This is a genomic window from Variovorax sp. Varisp53, from assembly GCF_059491555.1.
The window spans coordinates 6,326,831-6,346,627 of the sequence record NZ_CP168512.1 but is presented as its reverse complement, the minus strand read 5'-3'; the positions used below and the strand labels follow the sequence as shown (position 1 = coordinate 6,346,627).

The window sequence follows — 19,797 nt, the reverse complement described above, 5'->3', positions numbered from 1 at the left end:
GGCATCGGCCTTCATGCACGCGCAGCCCTTGCAGGCGCCGCTTGCCCCCATCCCAACCTTCCCCCAAAGGGGGAAGGAGCAACAGCCGGAGGCCGCGCAATGACCCCCCACTTCGCCACCATCGACTGGCGCGGCCGCCCCGTGCAGATCGAGTGCCAATGGATCTCCCCCGAACGCACCAATGCGCCATTGATCGTCTTCCTCCACGAAGGCCTCGGCTCCATCGCCATGTGGAAGGACTTCCCCGCGAAGGTCTGCGAAGCCGCCAACGCCCGCGGCCTCGTCTTCTCGCGCCCGGGCTACGGCCGCTCCACCCCGCGCGCCCGCGACGAGACCTGGGACGTCGACTTCATGCACCGCCAGGCGCATGAAGTGCTGCCCGCCCTCTTCGCCGCGCTCGACCTCGACGACGAGAAGCCCTGGCTCTTCGGCCACAGCGACGGCGCCTCGATCTCGATGCTGTATGCGGCGCGCTTCCCCGAGCGCGTGGCCGGCCTGGTGCTGCTGGCGCCGCACATCTTCGTCGAGGACGTGACGGTGGCCAACATCGAGCAGGCCCGGTTGGCCTACCTGGAGACCGACCTGCCGAAGAAGCTGGGCCGCTATCACGACGACGTCGATTCGGCCTTCTGGGGCTGGAACCGCGTCTGGCTCCATCCGCCTTTCAGGCAATGGAACATCGAAGCCGAGCTCGATGGCATCCGTTGCCCGATTCTTGCTATGCAGGGTATCGACGATGAGTACGGCACACTCGCGCAGATTCGCGGCATCGCCAGGCGCGTGCCGGGCACCGAGCTGCTGGAGCTGCCTGACTGCGGGCATTCCCCGCATCGCGACCAGCCGGAAAAAGTGATAGTGGCGACCGTTTCATTCGTGGAGGACCGTAATCCCCGGTCAGGGAAAACTCGTGTTTGAGAGATAAATGATTTACCCTTAAAGTATCTGTGCCAGCGGCAGCGCGTCGTGAAGACACGCGCCCCAACCCGTCGCCCGTCTTCAAGCCGTTCCCCTTTTATTTCAATATCACGCCAGGAGATCACATGAGCACCCGCATCGCCCGCACCACCCTGACGGCCCTCGCCCTGGCCTGCATCGCCACGCTGGGCCACGCCCAGCAAGGCAAGCTCAAGGTCGGTCTGATGCTGCCCTACAGCGGCACCTACACCGCCCTGGGCGTGGCCATCGAGAACGGCTTCAAGCTCTACGTGGACGAGCACGGCGGCAAGCTCGCCGGCCGCGAGATCGAATACTTCAAGGTCGACGACGAGTCCGACCCTGCCAAGGCCACCGACAACGTCAACAAGCTCATCAAGCGCGACAACGTCGACGTGATCGTGGGCACCGTGCACTCGGGCGTCGCCATGGCCATGGCCAAGGCCGCGAAGGAAAGCGGCACCGTGCTGATCGTGCCCAATGCCGGTGCCGACGCGGTGACCGGCCCGATGTGCGCGCCCAACATCTTCCGCAGCTCGTTCAGCAACTGGCAGCCGGCCTACGCCATGGGCGAGGTGGCGGCCAAGCAGCAGGGCAAGAAGAAGGCGATGACCATCACCTGGAAGTACGCGGCCGGCGACGAGTCGGTTGCAGGCTTCAAGGAAGGCTTCGAGAAGAACGGCGGCAAGGTCGACAAGCAGCTCACGCTGCCCTTCCCCAACGTGGAATTCCAGGCGCTGCTGACCGAGATCGCGGCGGCCAAGCCCGACGCGGTGTACGCCTTCTTCGCCGGCGGCGGCGCGGTGAAGTTCGTGAAGGACTACCAGGCCGCCGGCCTGAACAAGACCATTCCGCTGTACGGCCCCGGCTTCCTGACCGACGGCACGCTCGACGCGCAGGGCGAATCTGCACAGGGCATGCTGACCACGCTGCACTACGCCGACGGCCTGAACACCACGCGCGACAACACCTTCCGCGTCGGCTATGCCAAGGCCTTCAAGCTGCAGCCCGACGTGTACGCGGTGCAAGGCTACGACGCGGCGCAGATGCTGGGCGTGGGCCTTGCCGCCACCAAGGGCGACATCTCGAAGAAGGCCGAGTTCACGGCCGCCATCGAGAAGGCGAAGATCGACAGCCCGCGCGGCACCTTCACGGTGAGCAAGTCGCACAACCCGGTGCAGGACATCTACCTGCGCAAGGTGGAAGGCAAAGAGAACAAGCTGGTGAGCACGGCGATCAAGGGCCTCGCCGACCCGGCCCGCGGCTGCAGGATGTAGGCACTCCCCCAGGCTACGCGCACTTCGTGTCGCTTCGCCTTCCCCCTCGCCGGGGGCGACACCTGCGGCCCGGCAAAGCCGGTTCCGCGGTGTCTCCCGAACATCGCGGGCGCCATCGCGCCACGCTCTCTTTCGGTCTCACAGGGATGACCTAACGTGGATTTCGGAACCTTCTTGGTCCAGTGCCTGAACTCTGTTCAGTACGGACTTCTGCTCTTCCTGGTGGCCTCGGGGCTGACGCTGATCTTCGGGATCATGGGCGTCATCAACCTCGCCCACGGAAGCTTCTACATGATCGGCGCGTACATGGCGTTCTCGCTGGCGCCGCTGTTCGGCGACCAGTTCCTGCTGATGCTGGTGGCCGGCGTGGTGCTGGCCGCGATCTTCGGCTACGTGCTGGAGTGGGCCTTCTTCAGCTACCTCTACCAGCGCGATCACCTGCAGCAGGTGCTGATGACCTACGGGCTCATCCTGGTGTTCGAGGAGCTGCGCTCCATCCTCGTGGGCAACGACGTGCACGGCGTGAAGGTGCCGGCATGGCTCGACGGCAGCTTCGCGCTGGGCAACGTCATGAGCTACCCGTGGTATCGCCTCTTCGCCTCGGCCGCCTGCATCGTGCTGGCCGTGGCGCTGTACTGGGTGGTCAACCGCACGCGGCTGGGCATGATGATCCGCGCCGGTGCGAGCAACCGCGACATGGTGCGCGGCCTGGGCATCGACGTGAAGCGGCTGTACCGCATCGTGTTCGCGGCTGGCGTGGCGCTCGCCGCGCTGGCCGGCATGATCGCGGCGCCGATGTCCTCGGTGTATCCGAACATGGGCGCGAGCGTGCTCATCATCTGCTTCGTGCTGGTGGTGATCGGCGGCATCGGCTCGATCACGGGCGCGCTGGTGGCCTCGCTGCTGGTGGGCTTCGTCGATACCTTCGGCAAGGTGTTCTTCGCGGACCTGAGCGGCATCGGCATTTACCTGCTGATGGCCATCGTGCTGATATGGAAGCCTGAAGGGCTGATGGGGAGACGGCCATGAAGAAGACCGCATTCCTCGTGCCGGTGCTGTGCGCCGTGCTCATCGGCGTGGCGGGCCCGTTCATGGGCAACTATGTTTCCGACTTCGTCGTGAAGATCATGATCCTGTCGATCTTCGCGCTGAGCCTGGAGCTGCTGGTCGGCATGACGGGGCTCGTGAGCCTGGGCCATGCGGCGTTCTACGGCATCGGTGCGTACGTCACGGTGCTCGCTTCAGGCAGCGAAGGCGGCAACTTCGCGCTGCTGCTGCCGCTGGCCATGGGTGCGGCGGCGCTGTATGCGCTGTTCGTCGGTGCATTGAGCCTGCGCACGCGCGGCGTGTACTTCATCATGGTGACGCTGGCCTTCGCGCAAATGGCCTTCTTCGTGTTCCACGACACCAAGGTCGGCGGCGGCAGCGACGGCATCTACATGTACGTGCGGCCCGCCCTCGGCGCGCTCGACATGGAGAACCGCACGGTGCTGTTCTACGTGGTGCTGGCCTCGCTGGTGTTCACCTATGGGCTGCTGGCGCTCATCCGCCGCTCGCGCTTCGGTGCGGCGCTGGCGGGCATCCGCGTGAACGAGCAGCGCATGCGCGCCGCGGGCTTCTCGGTGTATGCCTACAAGCTCGCGGCCTTCGTGCTGGCGGGTGCATTGGCCGGGCTGGCCGGCTTCCTGCTGGCCTCGCGCGACGGCGTGGTCAACCCGGAACTGATGGCATGGCACAACTCGGGCGAAGTGCTGTTGATGGTGATCCTCGGCGGCCTCGGCCACCTGCGCGGCGCGGTGATCGGCGCGATCGCGTTCACGCTGCTGAAGGAGATCTTCTCGACGCAGGCGGTGATGGGCCCGATGGCGGACCACTGGCAGCTGACGCTGGGCCTGACGATCATCGTGTTCGTGGCGCTGCTGCCCAAGGGGCTGATCGGCCTGGTGCAACGCCTGTCGCCGAAAGGAAGCACATGACCCGCATCCTGACTTCCTCCCTCCCCCGCTGGGGGAGGGCCGGGGTGGGGGCAAGCGGCGCCTCCATCGCGCACTCTGCCTGCCCCCATCCCAACCTTCCCCCAGAGGGGGAAGGAGCAACACCATGAACGCACTGCTCTCCGTCGAAAAGCTCACCCGCCGCTTCGGCGGCCTCACCGCCGTCAATGCCGTCACGCTCGACCTGCACGTCGGCGAGGTCCACGCGGTGATCGGCACCAACGGCGCCGGCAAGTCGACGCTGATCAACATGCTTTCCGGAGAGCTCGAAGCCTCCGAAGGCCGCATCGCGCTCGACGGCGTGGACATCACCGGCCGCGCCCAGTCGAAGCGCGCGCGCGACGGCGTGGGCCGCAGCTACCAGCGCACGACCATCTTCCCGGAGTTCAGCGTGCACGAGAACTGCCGGCTCGCCGCGCAGGCCGCCACGCCCAGGCCCTGGGCCTTCTGGCAGCCGTCGCAGGATTGCGCCACCAGCAACGCCACGGCCGACGCCGCGCTCGAAGCCGCCGGCCTCGCCCACGAAGCGCACCGCATCGCCGGCACCATGAGCCACGGCGCGCAGCGCCAGCTCGAAGTGGCGATGTGCCTGGCCACGAACCCGCGCGTGCTGCTGCTCGACGAGCCGCTCGCCGGCATGGGCGCCGAAGAAACCGACCGCATGCTCACGCTGCTCGCCCGGCTGAAGGCCACGCACGCGATCCTGCTGGTGGAGCACGACATGGACGCGGTGTTCCGCATTGCCGACCGCATCACGGTAATGGTGAACGGCACCGTCATCGCCACGGGCAACCCCAGGGAGATCCGCGAGAACCCCGAAGTGCGCACCGCCTATCTGGGCGAGGAACAACACTGATGCTGATCGTTCGCGACCTCAACACCTACTACGGCAACAGCCACATCCTGCGAGGCGTGCACGCCGGCATTCCCACGGCCACTTCGGTGGGCCTGCTCGGGCGCAACGGCATGGGCAAGACCACGCTGATCCGCACGATGATGGGCTACGTGCGCCCCGCCTCGGGCGAAGTGCAGGTCGACGGCCGCACCGTCACCGGCCTGCCGCCCGAGAAGATGGCGCGCCTGGGCATCGGCTACGTGCCCGAAGGGCGTGGCATCTTCCCCAACCTGTCGGTGCGCGAGAACCTCGTGATGAGCGAGCGCGCCGGCATCGACGGCCGGCGCAACTGGACCTTCGACCGCGTGATGGCCACCTTTCCGCGCCTGTCGGAGCGGCTGTCGCACGGCGGCCAGCAGCTGTCGGGCGGCGAGCAGCAGATGCTGTCGATCGGCCGCGCGCTGATGACCAACCCGCGCCTGCTGATCCTCGACGAGGCCACCGAAGGCTTGGCGCCGCTGATCGTGGCCGAGATCTGGCGCGTGATCGGCGAGATCCGCGCGACCGGCATCGCGACGCTGATCGTCGACCGCGACTATCGCAAGGTGCTGGCGCACACCGACCTCGCGGTGGTGATGGAGAAGGGGCAGATCGTGCGGCATGGGGCCTCGGCCGATCTGCTCGCCGAGCCGCAGGCGCTGGAGGAATTGCTGGGCGTGTGACGGCGCAGGGGCCGGCGCTACTCGATGAACCGCCGCAGCCCTTCGAGATCGATCACGGTGATCCCGCCGTACTCGATCCGCAGGAACCCCGCTTCCTTCAACCGGTTCAACGCCGCATTGCACCGCTGACGCGACACGCCCGAGAGATTCGCAATCTCCTCCTGCGAAGTCTGCAGGTGCGGTTCGCTCCCCGGATGCAGCCACGGGTGGAACAGCCCCGCCAGCGCGCGCGCCACCTGGCTGTCGGTGTCGAGCAGCCGGTGCGCCGCATAGTTGCCCATGAACCAGTGCAGCCGCTCGTTGATCTGCTGCAGCAGGAAGTGATCGAAGCCGCGCTGCGTGCGGTGCAGCCACTCGAAGGTTTCCAGCGGCAGCTGCGCCACCCGGCTCGGCCGCAGCGCGATGATGTCGGCCGAGCGTGGCAGCGCGCGCAGCAGCGTGCCCTCGCCGAACCAGCTGCCCACCGACAGGCCGCCGAAGGTCACCGAGCGCCCATCTCTCGAGGTGATCGACCACTTGAGCAGCCCTTCGAGCGTGCCGTACCAGTGCACCGGCGTGTCGCCGCGCCGGCACAGCGCAGCGCCGGCGGCCACCTCGACCTCGCGCATCTCGTCGAGCACGCGCTCGCCCGCCGCCACATCGAGCAGCGGGAACCAGGCCGAGCCTTGCAGCAATTGCGGAATCGTCAGCGATGCCGCCTGGGGGGCCGGCTTCGTCGTGGGCATGGAATGAAAGCTCCTGAAGGCGCGGGTGCGTAAACCCTGAGCCCAAATGTCGTCGCGATGACTGAGTGTGCCCGCGCAGCCAAAAATAATAGCGCGCCCCCCCATGAAAGACACCAGGAGCCACCGAGCATGTCGAAGCGCAAAGTGATCGTGACCATCGCCCCCACCGGCGGCATGGCGCACAAGTCGCAGAACCCCCACCTGCCCACGCAGCCCGCCGAGATCGCCGCCGACGTGCTGCGCTGCTGGAACGCCGGCGCGAGCGTGGTGGCCATCCACGCGCGCCGCCCCGACGACGGCGCCACCTGCAACGCCGAGGTGTACCGCGACATCAACAGCCGCATCCGTGCGCTCGGCAGCGACATCGTGCTGAACAACTCCACCGGCGGCGGCGTGCACGGCGACATGGTGAAACCGCTGGCCGGCGATCGCTGGGAGATCGCCTGGGAAGAACGCATCAAGGGCATGGACGCCGGCGCCGAGATGTGCACGCTCGACGCCACCACGCTCAACCTGAGCTTCGAAGGCAAGCAGATCCTGATGGACACGCCGATCACGCGCGGGCGCGAACTGGCCGCCGGCATGAAGGCGCGCGGCATCAAGCCCGAGTGGGAGGTGTTCAGCCCCACGCACATCCTGCAGGACACGACCACGCTGATCGAGGAAGGCGACGACGACGAGCCCTACTTCATCAACCTCGTGATGAACGTGCACCGCAACTTCCAGAACGCGATGCCCTACTCGCCGCGCAACCTGCAGATGATGGTCGACACGCTGCCCAAGGGCAGCATCTTCGGCGTGAGCGGCATCGGCATGTCGCAGCTCGAGGCCAACGTCGCGGCGCTGCTGCTGGGCGGCCATGCGCGCGTGGGGCTGGAAGACAACCTCTACTTCCGCCAGGGCGAGCTGGCCACCAACGTGCAGCTCACCGAGCGCATCGTGCGGGTGATCCGCGAGCTCGACATGGAAGTGGCCACGCCGGCCGAGGCAAGGCAGATCATGGGCCTGCCGCGCACGGGCGGTCCGCGACCCGAATTCGCACTCGGGTGAAGACAGTCGAGAACAACGAACGGAGACACGGCACATGAACATTCCCCGCACCGCACCGGTCCTCGCGCTCGGCGCCCTTTTTGCATCGAGCGCCTTCGCCCAGGTGTCCGACGACACCATCCGCATCGGCTTCATCAGCGACATGTCCGGCATCTACCGCGACTACGACGGTCCGGCCGGCGCCGAGGCGATCCGCATGGCCATCGCCGACATGGGCGGCGCCATCGGCGGCAGGAAGATCGAACTGGTCACGGCCGACCACCAGAACAAGCCCGACATCGCCGCCGCCAAGGCGCGCGAATGGTTCGACGTGCAGAAGGTCGACATGCTGATCGGCGGCGTCAACTCGGGCGCAGCCATTGCCATGGCAGGCGTGGCGGCCGACAAGAAGAAGCCGTACTTCGTGGTGGGCTCGGGCGCGTCGAGCCTCACCAACGAGTACTGCTCGCCCTACACGGTGCACTACGCCTACGACACGGTGGCCATGGCGCGCGGCACCGCAAGCGCGGTGGTCAAGGCCGGCGGCAGGAGCTGGTACTTCGTGGCGGCCGACTACGCCTTCGGCGCGGCGCTGCAGAACGACGCCACGAAGACCGTGCAGGCCGTGGGCGGCACGGTGGCCGGCTCGGTCAAGCATCCGCTGGGCGCGAGCGATTTCTCGTCGTTCATGCTGCAGGCGCAGAACTCGAAGGCCCAGGTGCTGGCACTCGCCAACGCGGGCGGCGACACGGTCAACGCGATCAAGTCGGCGGCCGAGTTCGGCCTGGGCAAGAACATGAAGCTCGCCGGCATGATCATCACCATCAACGACGTGCATGCGCTGGGCCTGAAGAGCTCGCAGGGCATGTACCTCACCGACAGCTGGTACTGGAACCAGAGCCCCGAGTCGCGCGAATGGGCGCGGCGCTTCTTCGACAAGCACAGGCGCATGCCCTCCTCCTTCCATGCCGGCGACTATTCGGCCGCGCTGCAGTACCTGCAGGCGGTGAAGGCAGCGGGCAGCGACGATGCCGACAAGGTGATGGCGCAATTGCGCAAGACGAAGTTCAACGACATGTTCGTCAAGGGCGGCTGGCTGCGCGAAGATGGGCTGATGGTGCACGACATGCACCTGATGCAGGTGAAGGCCCCGGCCGAGTCGAAGGAGCCGTGGGACTACTACAAGGTGGTCGAGCCGATCCGCGGCGAGGCCGCATGGACGACGAAGGCGGAGAGCCGCTGCGCGCGGTGGAAATCGGCATGAGCACATCTTCTTTCCCGGACGTGAAGCGCGTGGCGGTGGTCGGCACCGGCGTGATCGGTGCGAGCTGGGCCGCGTACTTCCTGGCGCACGGGCTCGACGTGAACGCGACCGATCCTTCGCCCGGCGCGGAAGAACGGCTGCGCGAAGCGGTGGCGCAGCATTGGCCGACGCTGCAGCGCTTTGGTTTGTCCGAAGGCGCTTCGATCGATCGCCTGCGTTTCCACGACAGCCTGGAAGACGCGGTGTCCGTGGCCGACTTCGTGCAGGAGAACGGCCCCGAGCGCATGGACTTCAAGATCGACCTGTTCCGCCGCATGGACGCGGCCGCGCCGCCGGACACCATCCTTGCGTCAAGCTCGTCGGGCCTGGCGATCAGCGGCGTGCAGTCGGGCTGCGCGCATCCGCAGCGCGTGGTGCTGGGGCATCCGTTCAACCCGCCGCACCTGATTCCGCTGGTCGAGGTGATCGGTGGCGAGCAGACTTCGGCCGAGGTCATCGAACGCACGATGGCGTTCTACGCGGCCATCGGCAAGCGGCCGATCCACGTGAAGCGCGAGGTGAAAGGCCACATCGCGAACCGGCTCCAGGCGGCGCTGTGGCGCGAGGCTTTCCACCTGGTCAACGAAGGCGTGGCGAGCGTGGCCGACATCGACACAGCCATCGCCCACGGCCCCGGCTTGCGCTGGGCGGTGATGGGTCCGTTCATGAACCTGCATCTGTCGGGCGGCGCGGGCGGCATCGAGCACCTGCTCGCGCATTTGGGCGGGCCGATCGAGGACTGGTGGAAGGACTTGGGTGCGCCGTCGATGACGGCCGAGCTCAGGCAGAAGGTGGTGCAAGGCGTGTCCGAGGAGTTGGGCGCTCGACGCACGACCGACCTCGAAGCCGCCCGCGACACCCTGCTGTTAGACCTGATTCGCGCCAAGGCTGACAGCGGCAAGCTCGACTAGATGAAATCCTGCCTTTCGAATCGTCTCGTTGCGCGGTGGGTTCGGGGTGCGCTCACGCCGACGGGGTACCTTGCTCCGCGAATGTCCCCCGGCCTGCGGCCTCCTCCTTTATTTCGCTGCGCAAGGCACCCCATCGACGTGAGCGATGGACGCGGGGCTTATGCGACCGGCACCACGGCCGCGCCCATGTGCGAATGGCACCGGGTGCTCCCCGCAGCGAAATAAAGGAGGAGCCGAAGGCGGGGGACATTCGCGGAGGGGAGTACCCGGTGTCATTCGCACGCACCCCGAACAAAACACGCACAGCGCACCATGGAACACTGAAATGACCGACTTCCTCCAGGACGAAAGCCTGATCGCCCCGCCCCGCACCGTACGCATCGACTTCGACGACGGCTCCTTCGCGCTGCGTTCGCCAATGGCGCTGAAGCCCTATGCACGCTGCATCGGCGAATGGATCGAGCGCTGGGCGCATGAGACACCCGACGCACTGGCCTTCGCCGAGCGCGACGAAACAGGCGAAGGCTGGCGCAAGCTCGACTACCGCGCGCTGCGTCACGCCGTGGGCGCCGTCGCTCAGGCGCTGCTCGACATGAACTTGCCGCCGGGCCAGCCGGTCGTGATCCTGTCGGACAACGCCATCGACCACGCGGTGCTGATGCTCGCGGCCATGCACATCGGCCGCACCGCGTGCTCGCTGTCGAGCGCCTACTCGCGCATGGCGAAAGACCCGTCGCGGCTGCACGGCATGCTGCAGGCGCTGAAGCCGGGGCTGATCTACGCCTCCGACGCCAAGGTGTACGGCGGCTCGCTCGCCGGCTGCGGCGTGGAGGCGGTCACGGTGTTCAGCCGCAATGCCGGTGCGCATCCCGGTGCGATGGAATTCGGGCAACTGCTCGCGGTGAAGGAAACGCCCGCCGTCATGCAGGCCTTCGCCGACGTACTGCCCGACACGCACGCCAAGTACCTGCTGACCTCCGGCTCCACCGGCAAGCCCAAGGTGGTCATCAACACGCACCGCATGCTGTGCGCCAACCAGCAGATGATGGCGCAGACCTGGCGCTTCCTCGCGCGGGAAGCACCGGTGCTCGTCGACTGGCTGCCCTGGAGCCACACCTTCGGCGCGAACCACAACCTGAACATGGTGCTATGCCACGGCGGCGCGCTCTACATCGACGAGGGCCGGCCCGCGCCGGGCCTGATCGAGAAGACGGTGCGCAACCTGCGCGAGGTGAAGCCCACGCTGCTGTTCAACGTGCCGCGCGGCTTCGACATGCTGCTGCCCTTTCTCGAAGCCGACGACGCGCTGGCCGCCGAGGTGTTCTCGCGACTGCGGCTCGCCTTCTACGCGGCGGCGGCGCTCGCGCCTTCCACGTGGCAGCGGCTCGAAGCGGTGGCCGCGCGCGTACGCCCCACGCGGCCGCTGTGGCTCACCACCTCGTGGGGCGCGACCGAGACCTCGCCCGCCATCACCTCCGCGCACTGGAAGCTCGACGGCGCCGGCTGCATCGGCGCGCCGCTGCCGGGGCTGGAGCTGAAGTTCGTGCCCAACGGCGAGAAGCTGGAGATGCGCGTCAAGGGCGTCTCGGTGTTTCCGGGCTATCGCGATGCACCGCGCGAGACGGCGCAGGCCTTCGACGAAGAAGGCTACTACCGCATCGGCGACGCCGGCTTCCTCGCGAACCCGACCGAACCCGCGCAGGGCGTGATCTTCAACGGCCGCGTGGCGGAAGACTTCAAGCTCTCGACCGGCACCTGGGTGTCGGTGGGCACGCTGCGCGTGAAGCTGGTGTCGCTGCTCGCGCCGCATGTGCAGGACGTGGTGCTCACCGGCCACGACAGCGACGAGATCGGCATGCTGGTGTTTCCCAGCCCGCAAGGCGCTGCGCTCGCGCCCGAGGCCCTGCGCGAACGCATCGCCGGCGTGCTGCGCGCGCTGCGCGACGAAGGCGCGGGCTCCTCGCAATGCCCGGCCTGCGCATTGGTGCTGGCCGAGCCCCCGAGCCTCGACGCGGGCGAGATCACCGACAAGGGCTACATCAACCAGCGCGCCGTGCTGGTGCGCCGCGCGGCCGACGTGGCGCGGCTGCATGCGTCCGGCGACGCGCAGGTGGTGCGCCCGGGCTGAACCCCGAATCCCGACCCTTGGAGACATGGCCATGCAGCACGTCACATACGACATCGAAGACACGGTGTGCACGATCACGCTGAACCGCGCGAACAAGCGCAACGCCGTCGACGGCCGCATGGCCGCCGAGCTGCGCGAAGCCTTCGAGCGTTTCGAGGCCGACGACGCGCTGCGCGTCGCGGTGCTGACCGGCGCGGGCGGCAATTTTTGCGCGGGCGCCGATCTCTCAGCCGTGGGCGATCCGGCCCGCCGCAACGAGCTCGATCCCCAAGGCGGCGGCAGCGGCCCGATGGGGCCGACGCGCATGGCGCTGTCGAAGCCGCTGATCGCGGCGGTGAACGGCCACGCGGTGGCGGGCGGCCTCGAACTCGCGCTGCTGGCCGACCTGCGCGTGGCCGACGAGGACGCGGTGTTCGGGGTGTTCTGCCGCCGCTGGGGCGTGCCGCTGATCGACGGCGGCACGGTGCGGCTGCCGCGCATCGTGGGCATGGGCCGCGCACTCGACATGATTCTTTCGGGCCGTGCGGTGGGCGCGGCCGAGGCGCTGGCGATGGGCCTCGTCAACCGCGTCACGCCACCGCGCGGCGCGCTGGCCGCCGCGCAGGAACTGGCCCGCCAGCTCGCTGCGTTACCGCAGCAATGCATGCTGGCCGACCGCCGCAGCGCCTACGAACAATGGGACCTGCCGCTGGCCGGAGCGCTGCGCCGCGAAGGCGCGCTGGGCGTGCCGATGGTCTTCGCCGAGGGCGAAGCCGGCGCCGCGCGCTTCGCAGGAGGCGCCGGCCGCCATGGCGAATTCGGGCACTGAGCGCCTGGCTTCAGCGCCTGGGCGCGGCCTTCTTCTTCGGCTCGCTCCCGCCGAACAGCTTCTCCACCTGCTGCCCCAGCCGGGCTCCGATCGCCGTGCCCACGCCCGGCAGCACCGCGCTGCCGATGGCCGCGCCGGTGAGCGCGGCGCCGGTCAGCGACAGCTCGGGGTCGCTCATGGTGCCACTCACCTTGAGCGGCACGCCGACCACGCCGTCGACGAGGTCCACCGCGATCTCGCCGTCGAGCCTGCGGTTGAAGAGCTTCAGGTTGCCGCTCGCAGTGAGCACCCCGGAGCGGGCCTTGAGGTTGCTGTACTGCATCACCACGCCGTCTTCGGTGCCCTGGGTGTCGAGCGTGCCGGTGAGCTCGTCCAGCGCGGTGGTGCCCCCGCGGCTGATGCCGACGGTGGTGACGGCCTTGGCCACGTCCAGCCGCGTGAGCGTGGCGGGCTGCACCGAGAAGGTGGTGCGGGTGTGCAGGCCGCGGATCAGCGCACCCAGTTCCTCGGCGTCGCCGGCCTCGGCCCTGAGCGTGGTGTGTCCCGAGACCTTGCCCGCCACCGAGGTGCGGCGGCCGAAGGCGTGCACCAGGCTTTCGATGTCGACCTGGCGCGGCTCCAGCTCGGCCGACACCCGCAATTTGCCGCCGGGCGGCGTTTCGAGGCGGGCGACGCCGTTCCACGTGCCGCCGCCCACGTCGATGCGGGTGCGCCAGCGGTCCTGCCCGTCCAGGCGGTCCAGCCGAAGACGCGTGAGCGTCGTGGCGCCGGCCCGCTCGAGCCGGGCCTGGCGCGGTCGCCAGCCGGGGTCGAAGCGGATGTCGCCGTCGTAGGCCAGCGCAATATCGCGCCGGTCGATCCAGACCACGTCGCGCCAGCGCAGCTGCTCCAGCGGCACAGGGGCCAGCGTCCATGGCGCGGGCAGCGCCACCAGGTTGCCGCCGTCCTCCTGCGGCTTGGGGCCCCTGCCCCGGAACGCCCGCACCGAGGCGCGCGGCAGCACCAGGCTTTCGATCTCGAGATCGTCCACGGCAACGATGCGCTGCAGCAGCGGCGCGAGCTTCAGCCGCAGGGTCAGGCGGCGCAGGGTGATGGGGCGCGGCTGGTCGGTGGCGATCTCGGACAGCGCCAGCACGGGCACCGGCAGCAGCGACCAGTGGGCGCCTCCGATCTTCAGGGCAACGCCGAAGCGCTTCTCGAAGCCTTCGGCGATCTTCGCAGCCACCTCTTCGTCGGTGGGCAGGCGCACGCTCACCACCCACACCAGCGCCCCCACGCCCAGCAGCAGCGTTGCGGCGATGCCGAGGAGCCAGCGGCGGGCAGGGTGCTTCATCGGTTCAAGTTAGCACGCAAAGGCGACTCGGTTTGTCAGTCGCCATCGCTATAGTTTTGAGTCCCTTTACAGGCAAGAAGGAAGTACCGAATGCGTATCTGGAAAAAAGAAGTCTCCGTCGAGGAGCTGACCCGCAACCACGTCGGCACCGCCGTCTCTGCGCTGGGCATGGAATTCCTGGAGGTGGGCGACGACTTCATCCGCGCCCGCTGCCCGGTGGACGAGCGCACCCGCCAGCCCTACGGCATCCTGCACGGCGGCGTGTCGGTGGTGCTGGCCGAGACGCTGGGCTCCTGCGGCGCCCACTACTCGGCGCCCGAGGGCGACCGCGCCGTGGGCCTGGACATCAACGCCAACCACATCCGCTCCGTCACCAGCGGCTGGGTCATCGGCACGGCGCGACCGGTGCACCGCGGCCGCAGCACGCAGGTCTGGCAGATCGACCTGACGAACGAGGCGGGCGAGCTGACCTGCGTGTCGCGCATCACCATGGCCGTGCTGCAGGCGCGCTGAGCGCCGCTCTTTCCTTCTTCTCTTGCGGCGGTGTTCAGGCCGGGGTTCATCGACCACAATCACGCCCCACCAACAAGAGGAGATGAAAGCAATGTTCAAGTGGACTGAAAGGCCCGCGTCCGCGCTGGCCAACGGCGCGGTCATCGCGCCCGACGAGCGCCTGCCCTGGCTGCAGACCGGCGCCATGGGCGTGCAGCACGTGATCGCGATGTTCGGCGCCACGGTGCTGGCGCCGATCCTGATGGGCTTCAACCCCAACATCGCGATCCTGATGAGCGGCATCGGCACGCTGATCTTCTACTTCGTCACCGGCGGCAAGGTGCCCAGCTACCTGGGCTCGAGCTTCGCCTTCATCGGCGTGGTGATCGCGGCCAGCGGCTATGCGGGCAAGGGGCCCAACGCCAACATCGCGGTGGCGCTGGGCGGCATCGTGGCCTGCGGGGTGGTGTACATCCTGATCGGGGCGCTGGTGCAGGCCATCGGCACCGGCTGGATCGAGCGCGTCATGCCGCCGGTGGTCACGGGCGCCGTGGTGGCGGTGATCGGGCTCAACCTCGCGAGCGTGCCGATCAAGAACATGGCGGCCAGCAACTTCGACTCGTGGATGCAGGCCGTGACCTTCCTCTGCGTGGGGCTGGTGGCGGTGTTCACGCGCGGCATGCTGCAGCGCCTGCTGATCCTGGTCGGGCTGGTCCTGGCCACCATCGTCTACGCGGTGCTGACCAATGTCCTGGGCATGGGCAAGCCGGTCGACCTGAGCGGCATCGCCAATGCGGCCTGGTTCGGCCTACCGACCTTCACGGCGCCGGTGTTCACGGCCAACGCGATGCTGCTGATCGCGCCCGTGGCGATCATCCTGGTGGCGGAGAACCTCGGCCACCTGAAGGCGGTGACGGCCATGACGGGCCGCAACCTCGACCCCTACATCGGCCGCGCCTTCATCGGCGACGGCATCGCCACGGTGGTGAGCGGCGCGGCCGGCGGCACGGGCGTGACGACCTACGCCGAGAACATCGGCGTGATGGCGGCCACGCGCATTTACTCCACGGCGGTGTTCGTGGTGGCGGCGCTCATTGCGCTGGTGCTGGGCTTCAGCCCGAAGTTCGGCGCACTGATCCAGGCGATTCCGCTGCCGGTGATGGGCGGCGTGAGCATCGTGGTGTTCGGCCTGATCGCGATCGCGGGCGCCAAGATCTGGGTCGACAACAAGGTCGACTTCTCGCAGAACAGGAACCTGATCGTCGCGGCCATCACGCTGATCATCGGCACCGGCGACTTCACGCTGAAGTTCGGCGACTTCGCCCTCGGTGGCATCGGCACCGCGACCTTCGGCGCGATCCTTCTTTACGCGCTGCTGGGGCGTTCGAAGAGCTGACGAAAAGCCCCCCGGAAAAGTGCAACCTCGTGAAAGAAGTGTTCTCCCGGGGGCCTGAAGCAGGGCCTGTTCATTGGGGTTTGGCCCGCGCCCGTTAGACTCCAACGCTTTTCGCACCGACGTTTTCCCAATGGCCGATGTCTCCGCCGCGCGCACCAAGGCGGTTTTCGAATTCAAGAGCGCCACGCTGCCGCTGATCGCAGTGATCCTCAAGACGTCCGACCTGGACGTGCTGGCCGAGGCGCTCGACGCCCAGCTGGCCGATTCGCCCGACTTCTTCGAGCAGGAGCCGGTGGTGATCGATCTCTCGCTGCTGCAGGAAGAGCAAGGCGAGGGCGAACTCGACTTCGCCGCCCTGCGCGGCCTGCTGGCGCGCCACCAGACCCAACCCATCGCAGTGCGCGGCGGCAACGCCGGGCAGAACGCCGCGGCGCGCGCTGCGGGCCTCTCGGTGGCGGCCATGCCCGCGGCTCCCGCGCCCCGAGCGCCGGCGCCGCCGGCCGAGGCGCCCGCATCGGAAGCCCCGCAGATCGTGCGCGAAGTGCCGGTGCCGGCCAACGGCACGCTGCTGATCGACAAGCCGCTGCGTTCGGGCCAGCAGGTCTACGCCCGTGGCGGCGACGTGGTGGTGACCGCGGTGGTGAGCTTCGGCGCCGAAGTCATCGCCGACGGCAACGTGCATGTGTACGCACCGCTGCGAGGCAAGGCCATAGCCGGCGCGCGCGGCAACACCGAGGCGCGGATCTTCTCGACCTGCATGGAAGCGCAGCTGGTGGCCATCGCCGGCATCTACCGGACCAACGAAGTCGCGCTGCCCGACACGGTGCTGGGAAAATCGGCCCAGGTGCGCCTGGACGGCAAAAAAATAGCGATCGACCCGATTCCCTGAGCCCCCTCACGGACCGCGGCGATCCTGACAACCAACAACTGAATCGAAACAAGAAGGAATGGCCATGGCCAAAATTGTGGTGGTGACTTCGGGCAAGGGCGGCGTCGGCAAGACGACGACGAGCGCCAGCTTCGCGTCGGGCCTCGCGCTCGCGGGCAAGAAAACGGCGGTGATCGACTTCGACGTGGGCCTGCGCAACCTCGACCTGATCATGGGCTGCGAACGCCGCGTGGTGTATGACCTGATCAACGTCATCCAGGGCGAAGCCAACCTGAGCCAAGCGCTCATCAAGGACAAGCAGTGCGACAACCTGTTCGTGCTGGCCGCCTCGCAGACGCGCGACAAGGAAGCGCTCACGCAGGACGGCGTCGAGAAGGTGCTGACCGACCTCGCCGCGATGGAGTTCGACTACATCGTCTGCGACTCGCCCGCGGGCATCGAGACCGGCGCCATGATGGCCATGCACTTCGCCGACGAAGCGCTGATCGTCACCAACCCCGAAGTCTCCTCGGTGCGCGACTCGGACCGCATCCTGGGCATGCTCAGCAGCAAGACCAAGCGCGCCAAGGAAGGCGGCGACCCGATCAAGGAGCACCTGCTGATCACCCGCTACAACCCGAACCGGGTGGCGGGCGGACAGATGCTCTCCCTGGAAGACATCCAGGACATCCTGCGCATCAAGCTCATCGGCGTGATCCCCGAGTCGGAAAGCGTGCTGCATGCCTCGAACCAGGGCGTGCCCGCGATCCACGACAAGGAAACCGACGTGGCGCAGGCCTACAGCGACGTGGTGGCGCGCTTCCTCGGAGAGGACAAGCCGATGCGCTTCGTCGACGCCGAGAAGCCCAGCTTCTTCAAGCGGATCTTCGGAGGCAAGTAGGCATGTCGTTTCTCTCGTTCCTGCTTGGCGAGAAGAAGAAGACTGCAAGCGTCGCGAAAGAGCGCCTGCAGATCATCCTCGCGCACGAGCGCTCCAGCCTCAGCGGCAAGAAGCGCCCCGACTATCTGCCCGAACTCCAGCGCGAGCTGGTGGCGGTGATTTCCAAGTACGTGTCGATCAACGCCGACGACATCAAGGTGCACCTGGAAACCCAGGACAACCTCGAAGTGCTCGACATCAAGATCGAGCTGCCCGACCCGGCGCCGGCGCGCTGACGGGTTTCGCGGACCTCAGTGCACGGGGTCCGCAACAAAGCGCAGCACCTGCTCGAGCACCTCCGGCGTCTGGAGGATGCGGCGGTGCCCGAGCCCCTGCGTGGCCGCCAGCTGGGCGCCGCGGATCGCATCGCGGTAGGCCTCGGCATCGGCGAAGCGGTTCACGCGGTCGTCTCGGTCGTGCACGATCAGCGTCGGCTGCACGATGCGCGGGCCCACGGCGGCCGGCTCCAGCTGCGCCATCAGGACCCCTTCACGCGATTCGAGCAGCCGCTGCATCGCCCCCCGCGTGGCTTCGCTGAGGCCGAAGGTGTGCGCGAAGTAGCGCGTGTATTCGCGCGGCGAAGCAGGCGGCGCGAGCAGCACGAGGCGCTCCGCCGGAAGGCCGCGCGCCGCTGCAAGAGCGAGCCCGTTGGCGCCCAGCGAATGCGCGACGGCGGCGCGCAACGCGTGGCCATCGGCCGCGAGCCGGGCTGCCACGTAGGCGATGGCGCGCGCGAACTGCGGCGAGTTGCTCATCGTGCCCGCGCTGCGGCCGTGCGCCGGCAGCTCGAGCAGCACGGGCCGCAGCCCTGCCGCAGCCACGGCCTGCGCGAGCGGCAGCATCTGCCCCGCGTGCCCGCCCCAGCCGTGCACCAGCAGCACCACGGGCGCCGACTCCGCACCCGAGTCCTGCGCGGCCAGGTGGTAGATGCCGACGCCCGCATCCTCGAAGGCCCAGCTCTCGCGCCGCCATTCGGCGCCGGGGCCCTGGCCGCGGTAGAGCCACTTGGGCGGCAGCGGCGTGCCGAACAGGCGATACGCGGCGCGCACGCCGAGTGCGGGCCAGAGGCGCTGCGAGGTAGTCAGGCCGAAGCGCAACGCGCGCATCGTGCGGCTGGGCCGGTAGTAGTTCGACTGCGCGGCATGGCCGGCGGCCGGCGTGGAAGTGGTCGTCATGGCGTGGCGTTCCTCCCGGGCGTTCAGTACCAGACCCAGTCGCGGTTGCTGCGAGGCAGGCTGCGCAGGGTGTCGCGCAAGCCCTTCGCGCCGAGGACGGCCGCATAGGCGGCGAGGAAGAGGGCGATGATCAGCATGGTGCTTCTCCTTTTTATCGCACAGTCGTGCGAAATTCTGGCAAATGGAAACGTCGAGAGCCGCCTGCTTCGTGGCCGGCTCAGGCGAGATAGCTGGAAAGAAGCCGCTGCCAGGTCTGCGCAGCGCGCTCGGCGGCCTGCGGATCGCGCAGGAAGCGCGCGTCGTGCAGCTGGGTCATGGTCACGCCGTTGAGCTCGCTCACGAGCTGCGCGGGGTCGGTGTCGGCCTTGAGTTCGCCGGTCTCGATGGCCTGCAGCACGGTGCGGCGCAGTGCGGCGCGCCAGCGCGTAATCTCGTCGAACAGCATGTCGCGCAGCTCGCCCTCGCGGTCGTCGAACTCGAAGGCGCCGGCCATGTAGAGGCAGCCGGTGTGCATCTCGACGTCGCGCGTGCGGGCGATCCAGCGCGCGACGATCTCGTTGAGCCGCGCCAGGCCCTTCGGCTTCTGCATAGCGGGCACGAACACCTCGGCCAGAAAGCCGCGGCCGTACTCCTCGATGACGGCCTTCTGCAGCGCCTCGCGCGAACCCACGCGGGAGAACACGCCGCTCTTGGAAAGGCCCAGCCGGCTCGCGACGGCCTGCAGCGTGATCGCCTCCAGGCCTTCGGCCAGCGCAAGATTCATCGCCGCGCCGACGATGGCGGTGCGGGTGAGTTCGCTTTTCTGGGTCTTGGCGTCCATGCGGCAAACTTTAGCACACCCGTGCGAAATTGCAAACAAGCCCTGCTGGAGTGCCTTAAAGATGTTTCGCTCATGTGAAACCAACAAACGCATCGTTCCCCGAACGAG

The 19,797-nt window shown here is 67.9% G+C and carries 20 protein-coding genes; 16 read left to right on the top strand and 4 right to left on the bottom strand.

All coding sequences use genetic code 11. The features are described from left to right. Window positions 1-99 precede the first annotated feature (99 nt). The 6 genes from ACEOAB_RS29900 (at window position 100) to ACEOAB_RS29875 (ending at window position 5,761) form a co-directional block, all read left to right on the top strand. Window positions 100-915 carry an alpha/beta fold hydrolase gene (locus ACEOAB_RS29900; RefSeq protein ID WP_056600162.1) on the top strand — a complete coding sequence of 272 codons (816 nt, stop codon included), beginning with the start codon at window positions 100-102 and terminating at the stop codon, window positions 913-915. A gap of 125 nt (window positions 916-1,040) precedes the next feature. Continuing rightward, the gene (locus ACEOAB_RS29895) at window positions 1,041-2,210 is read left to right on the top strand and encodes an ABC transporter substrate-binding protein (protein WP_413751048.1); all 1,170 of its coding nucleotides are present in this window, start codon (window positions 1,041-1,043) and stop codon (window positions 2,208-2,210) included. A 156-nt stretch (window positions 2,211-2,366) separates the two neighbouring features. Beyond that, window positions 2,367-3,239: a branched-chain amino acid ABC transporter permease gene (locus tag ACEOAB_RS29890; RefSeq protein ID WP_056600159.1), complete on the top strand. Its 873-nt coding sequence runs from the start codon at window positions 2,367-2,369 to the stop codon at window positions 3,237-3,239. Beyond that, a complete protein-coding gene (locus ACEOAB_RS29885) occupies window positions 3,236-4,186 on the top strand; it encodes a branched-chain amino acid ABC transporter permease (RefSeq protein ID WP_413751047.1) in 951 nt (316 codons plus the stop codon). The genes ACEOAB_RS29890 and ACEOAB_RS29885 overlap by 4 nt, the downstream gene beginning before the upstream one ends. Before the next feature lie 124 nt (window positions 4,187-4,310). Further along, window positions 4,311-5,060 carry an ABC transporter ATP-binding protein gene (locus tag ACEOAB_RS29880; protein ID WP_056600153.1) on the top strand — a complete coding sequence of 250 codons (750 nt, stop codon included), beginning with the start codon at window positions 4,311-4,313 and terminating at the stop codon, window positions 5,058-5,060. Further along, window positions 5,060-5,761 carry an ABC transporter ATP-binding protein gene (locus ACEOAB_RS29875; RefSeq protein ID WP_007836838.1) on the top strand — a complete coding sequence of 234 codons (702 nt, stop codon included), beginning with the start codon at window positions 5,060-5,062 and terminating at the stop codon, window positions 5,759-5,761. Before ACEOAB_RS29880 ends, ACEOAB_RS29875 begins: the two co-directional genes overlap by 1 nt. Before the next feature lie 17 nt (window positions 5,762-5,778). Here ACEOAB_RS29875 and ACEOAB_RS29870 read toward each other — a convergent pair whose 3' ends face one another. After that, window positions 5,779-6,486, bottom strand: a complete 708-nt coding sequence (locus ACEOAB_RS29870) for a Crp/Fnr family transcriptional regulator (RefSeq protein ID WP_495653325.1) — start codon at window positions 6,484-6,486, stop codon at window positions 5,779-5,781. Window positions 6,487-6,615: 129 nt separating this feature from the next. Between ACEOAB_RS29870 and ACEOAB_RS29865 the strand changes: the two genes are divergently transcribed. The 5 genes from ACEOAB_RS29865 (at window position 6,616) to ACEOAB_RS29845 (ending at window position 12,665) form a co-directional block, all read left to right on the top strand. Further along, window positions 6,616-7,536, top strand: a complete 921-nt coding sequence (locus ACEOAB_RS29865) for a beta-keto acid cleavage family enzyme (protein ID WP_413750856.1) — start codon at window positions 6,616-6,618, stop codon at window positions 7,534-7,536. A 34-nt stretch (window positions 7,537-7,570) separates the two neighbouring features. Then, entirely contained in the window at window positions 7,571-8,779 is a 1,209-nt protein-coding gene (locus ACEOAB_RS29860) for an ABC transporter substrate-binding protein (RefSeq protein ID WP_413750855.1), read from the top strand. Then, window positions 8,776-9,729 carry a 3-hydroxyacyl-CoA dehydrogenase NAD-binding domain-containing protein gene (locus ACEOAB_RS29855; RefSeq protein WP_413750854.1) on the top strand — a complete coding sequence of 318 codons (954 nt, stop codon included), beginning with the start codon at window positions 8,776-8,778 and terminating at the stop codon, window positions 9,727-9,729. The genes ACEOAB_RS29860 and ACEOAB_RS29855 overlap by 4 nt, the downstream gene beginning before the upstream one ends. A gap of 325 nt (window positions 9,730-10,054) precedes the next feature. Beyond that, window positions 10,055-11,857, top strand: coding sequence for a feruloyl-CoA synthase (locus tag ACEOAB_RS29850; protein ID WP_495653324.1), 1,803 nt, complete (start codon window positions 10,055-10,057; stop codon window positions 11,855-11,857). A 25-nt stretch (window positions 11,858-11,882) separates the two neighbouring features. Then, window positions 11,883-12,665 carry a crotonase/enoyl-CoA hydratase family protein gene (locus tag ACEOAB_RS29845; RefSeq protein ID WP_495653323.1) on the top strand — a complete coding sequence of 261 codons (783 nt, stop codon included), beginning with the start codon at window positions 11,883-11,885 and terminating at the stop codon, window positions 12,663-12,665. Between the two features lie 10 nt (window positions 12,666-12,675). Here the strand turns inward: ACEOAB_RS29845 and ACEOAB_RS29840 are convergent, their stop codons facing one another. Further along, window positions 12,676-13,998 (bottom strand): AsmA family protein, encoded by a 1,323-nt coding sequence (locus tag ACEOAB_RS29840; RefSeq protein ID WP_413751102.1) that lies wholly within the window; start codon window positions 13,996-13,998, stop codon window positions 12,676-12,678. Window positions 13,999-14,088: 90 nt separating this feature from the next. Between ACEOAB_RS29840 and ACEOAB_RS29835 the strand changes: the two genes are divergently transcribed. The 5 genes from ACEOAB_RS29835 (at window position 14,089) to minE (ending at window position 17,930) form a co-directional block, all read left to right on the top strand. Continuing rightward, on the top strand, window positions 14,089-14,511 hold the full coding sequence (locus ACEOAB_RS29835; RefSeq protein ID WP_056600136.1) for a hotdog fold thioesterase: 423 nt from the start codon (window positions 14,089-14,091) through the stop codon (window positions 14,509-14,511). Window positions 14,512-14,602: 91 nt separating this feature from the next. Beyond that, window positions 14,603-15,886 (top strand): solute carrier family 23 protein, encoded by a 1,284-nt coding sequence (locus ACEOAB_RS29830; RefSeq protein WP_413751101.1) that lies wholly within the window; start codon window positions 14,603-14,605, stop codon window positions 15,884-15,886. A gap of 130 nt (window positions 15,887-16,016) precedes the next feature. Beyond that, window positions 16,017-16,775 (top strand): septum site-determining protein MinC, encoded by a 759-nt coding sequence (gene minC / locus ACEOAB_RS29825; RefSeq protein ID WP_007836826.1) that lies wholly within the window; start codon window positions 16,017-16,019, stop codon window positions 16,773-16,775. Window positions 16,776-16,839: 64 nt separating this feature from the next. Then, window positions 16,840-17,655, top strand: a complete 816-nt coding sequence (gene minD, locus ACEOAB_RS29820; protein WP_056600357.1) for a septum site-determining protein MinD — start codon at window positions 16,840-16,842, stop codon at window positions 17,653-17,655. 2 nt (window positions 17,656-17,657) lie between these two features. Next, entirely contained in the window at window positions 17,658-17,930 is a 273-nt protein-coding gene (minE, locus tag ACEOAB_RS29815; protein ID WP_007836823.1) for a cell division topological specificity factor MinE, read from the top strand. A 15-nt stretch (window positions 17,931-17,945) separates the two neighbouring features. Here the strand turns inward: minE and ACEOAB_RS29810 are convergent, their stop codons facing one another. Both ACEOAB_RS29810 and ACEOAB_RS29805 read right to left on the bottom strand, forming a co-directional pair. Beyond that, window positions 17,946-18,869 carry an alpha/beta fold hydrolase gene (locus ACEOAB_RS29810; protein ID WP_495653322.1) on the bottom strand — a complete coding sequence of 308 codons (924 nt, stop codon included), beginning with the start codon at window positions 18,867-18,869 and terminating at the stop codon, window positions 17,946-17,948. A gap of 217 nt (window positions 18,870-19,086) precedes the next feature. Continuing rightward, entirely contained in the window at window positions 19,087-19,689 is a 603-nt protein-coding gene (locus ACEOAB_RS29805) for a TetR/AcrR family transcriptional regulator (RefSeq protein WP_056600129.1), read from the bottom strand. Window positions 19,690-19,797: the final 108 nt, after the last annotated feature.